The 12,808-nt window shown below is 66.8% G+C and carries 14 protein-coding genes; 2 read left to right on the forward strand and 12 right to left on the reverse strand.

Annotated features, from left to right (window positions below; all coding sequences use genetic code 11):
- Positions 1 to 11: 11 nt before the first annotated feature.
- The 3 genes from BMZ25_RS06210 to BMZ25_RS06220 all read right to left on the reverse strand — a co-directional run bounded on the left by BMZ25_RS06210 (position 12) and on the right by BMZ25_RS06220 (position 2,899).
- On the reverse strand, positions 12 to 1,295 hold the full coding sequence (locus BMZ25_RS06210; protein WP_092690259.1) for a TRAP transporter large permease: 1,284 nt from the start codon (positions 1,293 to 1,295) through the stop codon (positions 12 to 14).
- The gene (locus BMZ25_RS06215; protein WP_092690263.1) at positions 1,292 to 1,801 is read right to left on the reverse strand and encodes a TRAP transporter small permease; all 510 of its coding nucleotides are present in this window, start codon (positions 1,799 to 1,801) and stop codon (positions 1,292 to 1,294) included. Before BMZ25_RS06215 ends, BMZ25_RS06210 begins: the two co-directional genes overlap by 4 nt.
- 69 nt (positions 1,802 to 1,870) lie before the next feature.
- Positions 1,871 to 2,899, reverse strand: coding sequence for a TRAP transporter substrate-binding protein (locus tag BMZ25_RS06220; RefSeq protein ID WP_092690268.1), 1,029 nt, complete (start codon positions 2,897 to 2,899; stop codon positions 1,871 to 1,873).
- 157 nt (positions 2,900 to 3,056) lie between these two features.
- Between BMZ25_RS06220 and BMZ25_RS06225 the strand changes: the two genes are divergently transcribed.
- The gene (locus BMZ25_RS06225; protein ID WP_092690274.1) at positions 3,057 to 3,947 is read left to right on the forward strand and encodes a helix-turn-helix domain-containing protein; all 891 of its coding nucleotides are present in this window, start codon (positions 3,057 to 3,059) and stop codon (positions 3,945 to 3,947) included.
- Here BMZ25_RS06225 and BMZ25_RS06230 read toward each other — a convergent pair.
- From BMZ25_RS06230 to BMZ25_RS06270, 9 genes are all read right to left on the reverse strand, one after another.
- Positions 3,944 to 4,402: a deoxycytidylate deaminase gene (locus BMZ25_RS06230; protein WP_092690279.1), complete on the reverse strand. Its 459-nt coding sequence runs from the start codon at positions 4,400 to 4,402 to the stop codon at positions 3,944 to 3,946. The genes BMZ25_RS06225 and BMZ25_RS06230 overlap by 4 nt on opposite strands.
- A gap of 1 nt (position 4,403) precedes the next feature.
- Positions 4,404 to 5,282, reverse strand: a complete 879-nt coding sequence (locus BMZ25_RS06235; RefSeq protein WP_092690282.1) for a dihydrodipicolinate synthase family protein — start codon at positions 5,280 to 5,282, stop codon at positions 4,404 to 4,406.
- Between the two features lie 10 nt (positions 5,283 to 5,292).
- Entirely contained in the window at positions 5,293 to 5,634 is a 342-nt protein-coding gene (locus tag BMZ25_RS06240; protein ID WP_092690288.1) for an indolepyruvate ferredoxin oxidoreductase subunit alpha, read from the reverse strand.
- 13 nt (positions 5,635 to 5,647) lie between these two features.
- A complete protein-coding gene (locus BMZ25_RS06245; RefSeq protein WP_092690293.1) occupies positions 5,648 to 6,424 on the reverse strand; it encodes an enoyl-CoA hydratase-related protein in 777 nt (258 codons plus the stop codon).
- A complete protein-coding gene (locus BMZ25_RS06250) occupies positions 6,421 to 7,590 on the reverse strand; it encodes a CaiB/BaiF CoA transferase family protein (RefSeq protein ID WP_092690296.1) in 1,170 nt (389 codons plus the stop codon). Before BMZ25_RS06250 ends, BMZ25_RS06245 begins: the two co-directional genes overlap by 4 nt.
- An 11-nt stretch (positions 7,591 to 7,601) precedes the next feature.
- Positions 7,602 to 8,966 carry an FAD-dependent oxidoreductase gene (locus BMZ25_RS06255; RefSeq protein ID WP_092690299.1) on the reverse strand — a complete coding sequence of 455 codons (1,365 nt, stop codon included), beginning with the start codon at positions 8,964 to 8,966 and terminating at the stop codon, positions 7,602 to 7,604.
- 80 nt (positions 8,967 to 9,046) lie between these two features.
- Positions 9,047 to 9,856 carry an ABC transporter permease gene (locus BMZ25_RS06260; protein WP_092690304.1) on the reverse strand — a complete coding sequence of 270 codons (810 nt, stop codon included), beginning with the start codon at positions 9,854 to 9,856 and terminating at the stop codon, positions 9,047 to 9,049.
- Positions 9,856 to 10,668 carry an ABC transporter ATP-binding protein gene (locus BMZ25_RS06265; RefSeq protein WP_092690307.1) on the reverse strand — a complete coding sequence of 271 codons (813 nt, stop codon included), beginning with the start codon at positions 10,666 to 10,668 and terminating at the stop codon, positions 9,856 to 9,858. The genes BMZ25_RS06260 and BMZ25_RS06265 overlap by 1 nt, the downstream gene beginning before the upstream one ends.
- Before the next feature lie 3 nt (positions 10,669 to 10,671).
- Positions 10,672 to 11,718, reverse strand: coding sequence for an ABC transporter substrate-binding protein (locus BMZ25_RS06270; protein ID WP_092690310.1), 1,047 nt, complete (start codon positions 11,716 to 11,718; stop codon positions 10,672 to 10,674).
- 152 nt (positions 11,719 to 11,870) lie between these two features.
- On the opposite strand from BMZ25_RS06270, the gene BMZ25_RS06275 reads away from it, so the two are divergent.
- Entirely contained in the window at positions 11,871 to 12,779 is a 909-nt protein-coding gene (locus BMZ25_RS06275; RefSeq protein WP_235859796.1) for a LysR family transcriptional regulator, read from the forward strand.
- Positions 12,780 to 12,808 lie beyond the last annotated feature (29 nt).

The following is a 12,808-nucleotide window of genomic DNA, read 5'->3' on the forward strand; positions in this document are numbered from 1 at the left end:
ACGACCCCCTCCTATCCAAAGATGAGACGCGGCACGAAGAGCGAGATCTCCGGCACGTAGGTGACGATGAGCAGGACGATCAGGTTGACCACGACGAACGGCCAGACGCCCGCGATGATGTCGAGCACCCGCTTGCCCAGCGTCGACGAGGCCACGAAGATGTCGAGCCCGAAGGGCGGCGTGATCATCCCGAGGCTGATGTTGAGTGTGACGATCATGCCGAAATGCACCGGATCGACACCCAGGCTGGTCGCCACCGGGAACAGCGGCGGCACCAGGATCAGCAGCGCCGAATTCGGGTCGATGAACATCCCCGCGATCAGGAAACAGATGTTCACGACCAGCAGGAACTGGACCGGCCCCGCGCCGGTGGCTTCCAGAAAGGCGATGATCTGCTGCGGCACCTGGGCCAGCGTGACATAGAACGACACCAGCCCGCCCATCGCCAGCAGGATGAAGATGATGGTGGTGGCCAGCGCGCTCTGCTCGGTGATCCGGGCAAGCTCGCGCAGGCCGAAATTGCGATACACCACCATCTCGACGAAGATCGCGTAGACGACGCTGACGGCGGCGGCCTCGGTCGGTGTGACGAAACCGCTGTAGATGCCGCCCAGGATGATCACCGGCATCCCCAGCGCCCAGCCCGCGCTGCGCATCGTGCGCAGCCGTTCGCCCCAGCCCTTGCGGGCCGAGGTCTCGATCCCGCTGCGCCGCGCCTCGATGCTGACATAGATCGCGAAGGCAAGCCCCAGCAGCAGGCCCACGGCCAGCCCGCCGGCAAACAGCCGCGCGATCGACGTGCCGGTCATCCAGCCGTAGATGATGAAGGTGATCGACGGCGGGATCAGCAGGGCCGTCTCGGCGCTGGCGACGAGCAGGCCCAGGCTGAACCGGTCCGAAAAGCCGCTCTTGCGCATCTCGGGATAGACCATGCGGCCCATCGCGGCGACCGTCGCCGGCGCCGAGCCCGAGACCGAGCCGAACGCCATCGACCCGCCGATGACGGTATGGCCCATGCCGCCTGACGTGTGGCCGACGAGAGAGCGCACCAGGCCGATCAGCTGCGCCGCGATCTGGCCCGAGCCCATCAGGTTCGCGGCGAGGATGAAGAACGGGATCGCCAGCAGGGTCGAATGGTCGACGCCGCCGAGAATCTTCTGCACCACCGCGGGGTCCGGGATCGAGGCGAAGAACGCCTCCTTGGTGACCAGAGACGGGATGCCGAGGACGAGGAACATCTCGAACCCGGCCACGAGCAGCAGCACGGCGAGTGCGAGGATGGCGATAAGGATCATTGCGCCTCTCCCACCAGCGGCTCGGCCGGCTGGAATCGGTCGATCACCCCGAAGAGGCTGAGCGCGAAGCGCAGCCCCAACAGCGCGAACCCGGCGACCGGCGCGGCATAGATCCAGCCCATCGGCAGCTCCAGCGTGGGGCTCCGCTGCCCTGTCATCAGCACGAAGCGCACGAGACCGACGCCGAGCCAGACCAGGTAGGCAGAAAAGAGAACCCCGCAGAGATCCACGACCTTGAGCAGCGGCCGCCTCAGCCGGTCGGGCAGCCGGTCGCGGAACGTGTCGATCCCGACATGCAGCCCCCGCTCGAGCGCGAGGCCAAGCCCGAGAAAGACCAGGAAGATGTTCAGAAGGCGCACGGCCTCCTCGATCCAGGCGACACGGCTGGCGAAACTGCCGCCGAATTCGCGCGCGAGGACGCTGAAGAAGAAAAGCCCGACCATCGTCAGGAAGATCGTGACCAGAAGCGTCCGTTCGACGCGCCTGAGAAGGGCTAGCGCGGCCATATGACGTCTCCGCGGTAAGAAAAACAGGTGGCGGGGCGCCGGTGCGCCCCGCCTTGAACAAGGGCCGTCTTACTGGACGATCTCTTCGCGCTGCGACTCGTAGGTGTCGATCAGCTGCTGGCCGACATCGCCGGCGCGCTCGAGATAGGCGTCGCGGGCCGGGGCGTACATCTGCTCGCGGAAGCGGGCCTTTTCGTCGGCGGAGGCTTCGCGCACCTCGATGTCGCTGTCGCGGATCACCTCGAGAGCGGCGTTCACCGCGTCGGCCTTGTGCTGACGCAGCTCGGGGATGACCTCGTTGAAGGTGTCGACGATGGTGGTCCGGTGCTCTTCCGGCAGGCTGTTCCACCACGCGGGGTTGAACAGGACCACGTCCTCCATCGCGCCGTGGCCCGACACGACGAGATAGTCCTGCACCTCGTAGAACTTCATACGCTGGATCGTGTCGAGCGGGTTCTCCTGCCCGTCAACGACGCCGGTCTGAAGCGATGTATAGAGCTCGCCGAAGGGCAGCGCGATGGCCGAGGCGCCCAGGGCGTTGAACTGCTCGATCAGGATTTTCGAATCCATCACGCGGAACTTCTGGCCCTCGAACGCCGAGATGTCCTCGAGCGGCTCGTTCGAGGTGAAGTGCTTGCGCCCGTTGGGCCACAGCGCGATCGCCTCGACGCCCTTGTCGTCGAACGTGTCCAGCAGCGCCTGGCCGAACTCACCCTGGCGCAGCTCCTGCGCCTGGTCCTCGTCCTCGGGCAGCAGGAACGGAATGTCGAGCACCGAGACCGCCGGATTGAAGCCGCCCAGGAACGCCGCCGGCGCGACCGTCGCTTCCAGCGTGCCGAGTTGCACGCCCTCGGTCATTTGGCGCTGGTTGCCCAGCTGGCCCTGCGGGAAGAGCTGGAACTCGACGTCGCCGTCGGTGCGCTCGTTCACGAGCTCTGCCACCTTTTCGAGCAGCACGTGCCGGCTTTGCTGATCGGACTCGAGATGGCCGATGCGTGCGGTGTAGTCTTGTGCGACAGCGGCGCCGGAGAGCGCGCCGAGCCCGAGGCTCAGCGCCGCGGTGACGGCCCCGCGCCGCAGAATGTCTGATGTCAGCATGATCTTCTCCGTTGTTGGACAGGAAGAATGTCACGACAGCGGCGTCCCCAAGTCAAGATTTTTCTCAATTTTGAGAATATGAGGTTATTCAATCCCGATCTTGCGAAAAGTTTACGCACGCGCCTAATGTCGTGAGGCAAACCGCATCGGGGGATGGATGACCTCGCAGGAAAACGCGATCGCGGCACTGGGCGGACGGCTTCGTGCGTATCGGCTGGGCAAGGGGCTCACGCCGGACGAGATTGCCCGCCGGACGGGAATCTCGCGCGCCGCGATCTACCGATACGAGGCGGGTCAGCCGATGCGCGTCGACTCGCTGGGCAAGATCGCCGAACTGCTGGGGGTCTCGCTGACCTCACTGCTGGGCGTCGGGTCCGAGTATTTCTCGTCGGCGGTGTCGTTCTTCGAGAGGATGCGCCAGCTCGAGGCCGAAGCGGATCATATCACCGTGCTGTTCGGCCCGGTGTCCTACCTGCTGACGACGGATGCCTTCGACGCGGTGCTGCCGGACGTCCTGCGCGAGAGCGTGCCGTCGGAAGTGGCCGATCCGGAACGCGACACGGCCCACGGCGCGCGCGTCACCGAGATCCTGCGCAGCCGGAAAGAGACCTATCGCCAGCGCCGCCCGAACATCGTCAGCCTTGTCTCGGCAGGCGAGCTGGAACAGTTCCTGCGCGAAGGCTTCGTGGGCGCCCACCTGCCAGACGAGACCACCCGCGCCGAGCGCCGCGCGGTGGCCCGGAGCGAGGTCGAGAACATCGCCACCCTGCTCGCCGATCCGCCGATGGGGGTGCAGATCGGCGTGATCATCGACGCCCTGCCGGGTTCGAGCTTTCAAGTCATCGGCCAGGGGCCGTCGGCGCAGGTGCTCGTCTCGCCGTTCCGGCTGGGCACCTTCGCCAACACGCGCATCGGCGTAGCCACGGTCACCGCCGCGCAGGAATCGGTCGATCTGCACCAGTCGGTCGCGCGGGACCTGTGGCGGCGCAGCCTGAAGGGACAGCCCGCGGCGGACCTGCTGGGCGAGCTGCTGGCGAAATACAGCTAGGCGTCGGTCACCACGCCGATATCGACCCCGGCCTCGACCAGCATCTGCTCGGAGACCGCGAAGCTGTGGTCGAGCGCGCCGTCATTCTCGGGCCGCGGCGGAGCGACGACGCGGACGATCCCGCTCTGGATGATGGCGCGGGCACAATCGGCGCAGGGGAAGCGATTGACGTAGATCGTGCATCCCTCCAGCGCCGTGCCCGCCCGCGCGGCGTTGTAGATGGCGTTGCGCTCGGCGTGCTCGATCCAGAAGAACTTCTCGCCGGTGGCCCGGTCGAAGCGCGCGTCGTCGGCGTCGGACACGCCGCGCGGCAGGCCGTTGTAGCCGCTCGCCCGGACCTCGTGCCCGGCGCCCACGATCACCGCGCCGACGTGAAAGTCGCGGTCCTCGGACCAGCTCGCCATCTCGTCGGCGAGCGCGAGGAAGCGCCGGGCCCAGGTGGTGTCGTCCGCCATCTCAGCCCGCCGCCGCGCGTTCGGTGAAGGCCAGCGCGTCCAGCGCCGCCGCCTGGTCCTCGGACAGGTCGGTGAAGGGGGGCACGGTGTTCGTCCAGGCCGGCTCGCCGGTGCGCAGCGAGACGAGGTATTTCACCGACGGGATCAGCGGCTGCTGCGATATGGTGGCCCGCAGGTCGGCGATGCGGTGCACAAGGGCATCGTTCGCCTCGCCGCGCCATGCCCGCGCGCAGAGCGGCGCGGTGTGGTTCGCCGTGGCCGAGATGCACCCCGCCAGCCCCCATTCCGCCGACAGGTGCAGGCTGGTCTCGGCGCTGGGAAACACTGCCATGCCCGGCACGCGGGCGACGATGTCGCGGCAATAGTCCAGATCGCCCGAGGAATCCTTGATCCCGCGGAACCGCTGCGGCGAGGCGGCATGGAGGGCCTCGATCACCTCGACCGGGATCGTGAGGCCGGTCATCTTGGGATAGTTGTAGAAGTAGACTTCGATCGCGCGGTCGCCCAGCGCGTCGTGCAGCGCCATGTACCAGCGGATCAGCCCCGCATCCGACACCGGCGCGTAATAGTAGGGCGGCAGCACCAGCGCGACGCGGTAGCCAAGATCGTCGGCATGGGTCGTCAGCGCGATGGTTTCGGCCAGCGACGGCGTGCCAGTGCCGACCATCAGTCGCTCACGATCCAGTTCCTCGGCGGCCCATGCCATCACGGTGCGGCGGGTCGCGGTGTCGAAGGAACTCGCCTCGCCGGTCGAGCCAAGGATGTTCAGCCCGTCGCAGCCGTTGGACAGCGCCCAGCGGCAATGTTCGAGGAACAGGGGTTCTATCGGCTGCCAGGTGGCATCGACCGGGGTCGGGACGGCTGCAACGACACCCTTCATGGGCTTCTCCTCATGTGTCCTGCGGCACCCGCCTGGCGAACGCCGCAAGCTGCGGCGGGTCCTTGCGCTGCGGGTCCTTCTTGCTCCACCCGCCCGGCTCGTCGATCTCGCCGGACTCGTCACGGAACGCATCGGCGTTGATCTGCGCGAACACGGCCTCTTCGGGCTCCATCTCGTCGTCGTAGCGGATCGCGTCCACCGGACAGATACTCTCGCACATCCCGCACTCGATGCATTCGGTGGGATGAATATAGTACATCCTCTCGCCTTCGTAGATGCAGTCGACCGGGCAGGACGTCGTGCAGATCCCGTCCTTCACGTCGATGCACTGGCTTTGAATGACGAGCGTCATGGTGTGCCTCCGATTACCTGCCGCGCCACACGGGCGCGCGCTTTTCGCGGAAGGCCCTGACCCCCTCTTCGGAATCCTCCGACACGAGGGCGGCCATCAGGGCCGGTGTCTGCAGATTGCGGGCCTCGGCCGGCGACAGATGCGCCGTGCCGCGCAGCGTGTGCTTGATCGCGGCGAGCGAGAGCGGCGCGCAGGCCAGGATGTCGGCGACCCAGGCGTCGACCTCGGCATCGAGGCCGTCGGCCGCCGTCACGGCGTTGACCAGGCCGTAATGCGCCGCCTCCTGCGCCGACAGCGTGCGGCCGGTCATCATCAGCCCTGCGGCAATGTTGCGCGGGATCAGCCGCTGCAACGCCACCATCCCGCCATCGAGCGGCAGCCGCCCCACCCGCGCCTCGGGCAGTCCGAACTTGGCGCCGTCCGAGGCGATGACGATGTCGGCGCCCAGCACCATCTCGAACCCGCCGCCGAGCGCCAGGCCGTTGACCCGCGCGATCACCGGCACGCCCAGGCTGGTGCGCAACGAGATGCCGCCGAAGCCGTTGGGATTGCCGCTGGCCCAGTATTCCAGGCCCGACTTGCCGGTGTCCGACTTGAGGTCGGCGCCGGCGCTGAACGCGCGCTCCCCGGCGCCGGTGAGCACGACGCACCGGATGTCATCGCGCCCCTCGATCTCGTCCCAGATGCGGTCGAGTTCCGCCTCGGTGGCACCGTCGACCGCGTTCATCCGGTCCGGCCGGTCTATGGTGACACGCGCAACGTGGGACTCGACCTCGAAGCGGACGCTCATACCGCCTCCCGCCGGGCCGTGGCCTGAAGGTTGAACTCGCGGATCACCTCGTCGGTGTGCTCGCCCAAGCGGGGCGGGACATGGCGCACCACGACCGGCGCGTCGCTCAGGTGCACCGGAGAGCTGACCAGCGTGACCTTGCCCAGGAACGGATGTTCTAGGTCCAGGAGCATCTGGTTCGCCGCGGTCTGCGGATCGTCCAGCGCCTCGCCCAGCGACCGGACCGGCGCGCAGAGCAGGTCCTGCTCTTCCAGCCGCTCGATCCAGTGCGCAGTGGTGTTGGTGGCGAAGGCATCGCGGAACACACCCTGCAGGTAGGGCTTGTTCGCCCGCTGAGTTGCCAGCGTCGGGTAGTGCGGCGACAGGTCCTCGACCCCCAGCGCGGTGCAGATGTCGCGCAGCGGGTTCGCCTTGAACGCCCCCACGACGACCAGCGCGCCGTCGGTCGTGTCGAACACGCCCGTCAGCGGCATCGCGGCCCAGTTCAGCACCTCGCGATGCTGGGACCATTGCGCGGCCTCCTGCATCTGCATCGCGATCATCGAATCGTAGAGCGACACGCCGACCTTCTGCCCCCGGCCGGTCCTTTCGCGGCCCAGAAGCGCGGCCAGGATGCCCTGCACAAGGTGCATGCCGGCGGTGTAGTCGCACAGCGTCGTGGGATAGATCGACTTCGGGATCGCGGGATCCTGCGTCTTTTCCATCACCCCGCTCATCGCCTGGGCCAGCACGTCCTGCCCGCCCTTGTGCGCATAGGGGCCGACCTCGCCGTAGCCGGTGCCCGAGGCGCAGATGATGCGCGGATTGATCTCCTTCAGCGTGTCGTAGTCGAAGCCGAGCCGCTTCATCACACCGGCGCGGAAGTTGTCGACCACCACATCCGAGTCCGCCACCAGGTCATAGACCATGCGGCGCCCCTCTTCGGACTTGGTGTCGATCGTCACCGAGCGCTTGTTGCGGTTGAGCGAGGCGAAGACGGCGTTGTTCATCGCCTCTTCCGTCGGCTCGCCGAAGAAGTTGCGGGACAGGTCGCCGGCGCCGGGTCGTTCGATCTTGATCACGTCGGCGCCGAAATCGGCCAGCATCTGCGTGGCGCAGGGCCCCATCATGACCTGGGTGAAGTCGAGGACGCGAACGCCCTCGAGCGGCAGGTGGTGCGTGCTCATCTCGTCCTCCCTCACGCGTCGACTTCTTCTTCGACCAGGGCGTTGGCCGAGGGCACGTCGCCCGGATCGGCGCCCTGCGCCCGCATCTGCTGCTGGATCTTGCGGGCATCGACGTCGCGCAGCGGCTTGTCCTCGTTCAGCGCCAGCGACACGGCGATGCCGGCGGCCTCGCCCTGCGCCATGCACGGCGGGATCTCGCGCGACTGCTTCTGCGCCTCGCTCTCGACCGAGTAATGGCGGCCGGCGACGATCAGGTTGTCCATGCCGCGCGGCAGCAGGGCCCGGTACGGGGTATAGTAGTCGCGACCCCGGCAGACGCTGTCGGCGAAGTGGCGACGCGATTTCACGTCGTCCTTGGTGACGACGTACTCGCCCTGCAGCAGGCGGGTCTGGCGGATGCCCATCTGCTCGGCCGCGCCCAGCATCTTGGCGTTCTCGAAGCCCGGCAGGTTCTCGCGGGCGAAGGCCAGAAGGCCCATCATCCGCTCGCGGCCCTCGAACTCGGCCTCGACCATGTGCTCGGGCGACATGCCGTCATAGCCCGGCATGTGCGGGCAGTTGCACCACACCACGCCCGGCAGCGGCGTCTTGAGCCACCACATCCCCCAGGCGCCGCCGATGATCCGACGCGCCTGGCGGTCGAGCTTCTTGTACTCCTCGGGATGGGAATACTCGAACGCCTCCGCCTTGTCGGTGTCGACATCCATCAGGCGGAACACGGTGGTGACGATGTACTGCCCGTCGATGAACGGCGCCCCCGCCGACGAGGCGACATCGAGGTCGCCGCTGGCGTCGATCACCATCTTCGCGCGGATCGCCTGCCGGCCCATCTTGGTCTGGCAGATCACGCCGGTGACGCGGCTGTCCTCGACCAGCGCCTCGGAGAACCACGAATGGGTCCGCAGGTTGACGCCGGCATCCTTCACGAGGTCTAGGCTCACCCGCTTCCACGCGTCGGGATCGAAGGCGACGGCGTGGATGATCGGCTGCGGCATGCCCGGCTTGTGAAAGTCGATGCAGCCCCAGCGGGACCACTTCTGCCACATGTCCCAGTTCGTCAGGCAATCCTCCGACGGCGGGTAGACGGCGCCGTCCTGGCGCTCCATCCGGTCGACGAACTCGTCCACGATGCCCGTGGTGACGATCTCGTTGCCCTCGTTGACCATGTCGTCGAGCACGAGGACCATCCCGCCCGAGGCCATGCCGCCGAGGTGGTGGTACCGCTCCAGCAGCGTGACGGACGCCCCGTTGCGGGCCGCCGATACCGCGGCGCTAAGGCCGGCGGGGCCGGCGCCGACGACGACCACGTCGGTGTCGGCGACGACGGGGACCTGCTCGCTGCGGGACATCACGTGGGCTTTGATACGATCGGTCATTCTGACGAACTCCTCCTGTGGCGCCGGGAGCCGCGTTGCGGACCGGGCGCGAATTTTGAATTTATTGCCAGCGGCTTAGCCTACCAGCGGACGACCAGTCGCTCGGCGATCGAGACGGCGGCGAACATGGCGACCGAAAGCCCGGAAGACATGAACACGGTCGCGTAGAGCAGCGGCGAGTTGAAGTTGAAGGTCGATTCGATGATCAGAGCACCCAGGCCGAGATCCGCGCCGACCCATTCGCCGACGATGGCGCCGATCACCGACGTGGTGGCCGAGATCTTCAGCGCCGAGAACAGGAACGGCAGCGACGAGGGCAGCCGCATCTTCCAGAACACCTCCGAGCGCGAGGCGGACAGGATGCGGGCCAGCTCCAGCGCCTGGTCGCTGACCGATTGCAGGCCGCGCACCATGTTCACCAGCGTCGGGAAGAAGCAGATCAGCGCCGCGATGACGACCTTCGCGGTGATGCCGGGGCCGAAGATCAGCACCAGAATCGGCGCGATGGCCAGGATCGGGATCGTGTTGATGAACACCGCGATCGGAAAGAACGCCCGCTCGACATGGCGCGAATGGACGAAGGCCACCGCGATCAGGATCGCCGCGATGTTGCCCACCGCGAAACCGGCGACGGATTCGAACAGCGTCGGCCAGAAGTTCTGCATCAGGATGGGAAACTTCTCGACGAAGGCGACCGCCACGTCGGAGGGCGCCGGGGCGATGTAGGTCGGCACGCCGAACAGCGTCACTCCCGCTTCCCACAACAGCAGCAGGCCCAGCGCGGTGCCCAGCGGCACGCCGATCGCCGTGATCTTCTCCTTGCGGGCGGCGGCGACCTCCTGCGCTTCCACGTCATCGGCGACATTCGGGATTTCTTCGACAACAGCCATCAGCAGGTCTCCAGCAGGTCGCGCAGGTAGCCGCAGTAGCGGTTGAACTCCTGCGAATCTCTTTGCTTGATCGTGCGGGGCGCCGGCAGGTCGATGTCGACCACCTCGCGCAACCGGCCCGGATGGGCGCGCAGCATCACGACCTTCTCGCCCAGGAACACCGCCTCGGCGATGGAATGGGTGACGAACAGGATCGTCGTTCCGGTCTCGCGCCAGATGTCCAGCAGCTGCAGGTTCAGCCGGTCGCGCGTCATCTCGTCCAGCGCGCCGAAGGGTTCGTCCATCAGCAGTAGCTTGGGCTGGCAGACCAGCGCACGGGCGATGGCGACGCGCTGGCGCATCCCGCCGGAAAGCTCGTGCGGCATGGCGTCCTCGCGCCCCTTCAGCCCGACCAGTTCCAGCAGCTCCCGCGGGCTACGATTGCCGGCGGGAATGTCGATCCCGCGGCTGCGGCCGATCTCGAGCGGCAGCTCCACGTTCTTCAGGGCGCTGCGCCACGGCAGCAGCGTGGCGTCCTGGAACACGAAGGCGAACTCGCGCGCCAGCCGCGCCTGCTCGGTCGTCTTGCCGAAGATCGACACGTCGCCCGAGGCGGCGGGGATCAGGTCCGACACCAGCCGCAGCAGGGTGGACTTGCCGCATCCCGACGGTCCAAGGATCGTGTAGAACGCGCCGCAGTCGATATCGAGCGTGATGTCCTCCAGCGCGGTGAACCGGCCGAAGCGGACCGACGCGCCCTGAAGCGAGGCGGCGAGATCGCGCTGGGGCGGCGGCACGGGGTCGGCCTGAATGGTCTGTTCGACAGCCAGCATGGGTCAGCCTCCGTAGTTCGGGCGGGTGTCTGCGGTGGCCTCGAGCGGCGCGAGCGTCATCACGTCGTCGACCGCCGGCGCGGCGTTCTCGAACTGTCCGAGAGAGTCGTAGGTGTCGAGCTGGGCCTGCCAGTTCTCCTTCGTCATGGTGCCCCAGCCGCGCTCGGCGGTGGCGTCGTTGAAGGAATAGTCCAGCACCATGTCGACGGTGTTCAACTCGGCCTCGCGGTCGAGATTGGGATACCGTCCGACAAGCAGGTCCACGGCGGCCTCGGGATTATCGTGCACCCAGCCCCAGCCGCGGGCCACGGCGCGCAGCATGGCGTTCACCAGCTCGGGCTCGTCCGACAGGCTCTGGTCGGTGACGTAGTAGGGGTTGGCGTAAAGCTGGATCCCCGCATCCCACAGCGACATGTCGACCCGCTGGTCGCCGATCACCTCGAGCGCGCTGGTGTTGGTCTTCCAGCCGGTCACGACATCGGCCTGTCCGGTCATCAGCGGCGACATGTCCGACCCCATGACCAGAACCTCGACCTCGTCCTCGGGGATCTCGTTCTTGGCCAGCAGCGCCTGCAGCAGTATGCGCGCGGTGCCGTTGGTCGCCACGGTCTTGCCGATCAGGTCCTTGGGCTCTCGCACCGGGTTCTTCTCGAGCGAGAAGTAGGTGAAGGGGTGCTGCTGGTATCCCGCCGCGATGCACTTGACCGGCAGGCCCGCCGACCGCGCCAGCATCAGCGACGGGCTGGACGAGATCGAACCGAGCGCGGCACGCCCCGACGCGACCGACGCGACACCGTCCACGTTCGGACCGCCCGCGGTGATGTCCAGCTCCAGGCCCTCTTCCGCGAAGAAGCCCTGCTCTGCCGCCGCGACCTCGCCCAGGATGCCATTGCTCGCCAGCCAGCCAAGCTGGAGGTTCACGGTCCTGAGGTCCTGCGCGCGGGCCGGGCCGAAACTTGCGAAGGTGCCGGCACAGGCAAGGCCCGCCGTCGCGCCGAGCGACGATAGGACGGACCGTCGGGTCACTCCGGATTGATGATCGCTGGTCATGTCTCGCTCTCTCCAGTTGGAACTGTCTTGACGGCCATTTTGTTGGTTCGACCTTGTTTCGTTGACTCTAGGTCTGCGTCTGGCGATGCAGGTAGAACAAAGTTCTGCCAACGGTGATGCATTTTCTGCACCGCCCTTCCGGAGACGCGGACATGATCCACTCCATCTTCCTGAAATATTTCGACGAAGTCGCGCGGCACCGCTCGATCCGGAAGGCGGCGCTGGTGCTGAACGTCTCGTCCACCTCGGTGAACCGGAAGCTCCTGAGCATAGAAAAGAGGCTGGGTGTCCCACTTTTTGATCGAACGCCGGAAGGGGTGGAGCTGACGGCGGTGGGCGGCATCCTTCTGGAGCACTGCCGCAAGACCCTGCACGACTACGAGCGGACCAAGATTCTGATCGACGACATCCGCGACCTGCGGACCGGGCACATCACCATCTTCACCGTCGATTCGGTGTCAGTCGCATGCCTGCCCCGCGCGATGAACCAGTTCGCCGAGACCTTCCCCGACATCTCTATCTCGGTCACCACGGCCCAGCCCGAGGACGTGACCCACGCCGTCGCCGAGGGCGAGGCCGACATCGGCATCGCCTTCAGCTTTTCCACCCATCCCGACGTGCGCATCCTGTCCGAGAAATCGGCGCCCTTCGGGATCATCCTGCGCCCCGACCACCCGCTTGCCGGACGCGCCAGCGTCACCGTCGATGACATCGCCGCCTATCGGCTCGTCCGCACCATCGACGCGCGCGGCCGCAACTCGATCATCGACCAGGCGATCAACACGCTCGCCTCGCCCCTGTCGACACACGTCTTCACCAACACGCTGCACCTGGCCAAGGAGATGATCCTCGCCAACCAGGGGATCGGTCTTTACACCAAGATCGGCTTCTACGACGAGACGGAGCGCGGCGCGTTGCAGTTCGTGCCGCTCCTGCAGGAGACGCTGAACAACGTGCGCGTCGCCACCATGGTGTCGTCCTCGTCTGCGGTGGATCCGGCAAAGCGGCTGATGTGCGACGCCATCGGCCGCGAGATGAGCCGCATGCGGCTCGATTCCTGAACCGCGCAGCTTTCTCTTGCGCCGACTCG

Origin of the sequence: Tranquillimonas rosea, from assembly GCF_900111315.1 — a bacterium.
Taxonomy (GTDB): domain Bacteria; phylum Pseudomonadota; class Alphaproteobacteria; order Rhodobacterales; family Rhodobacteraceae; genus Tranquillimonas; species Tranquillimonas rosea.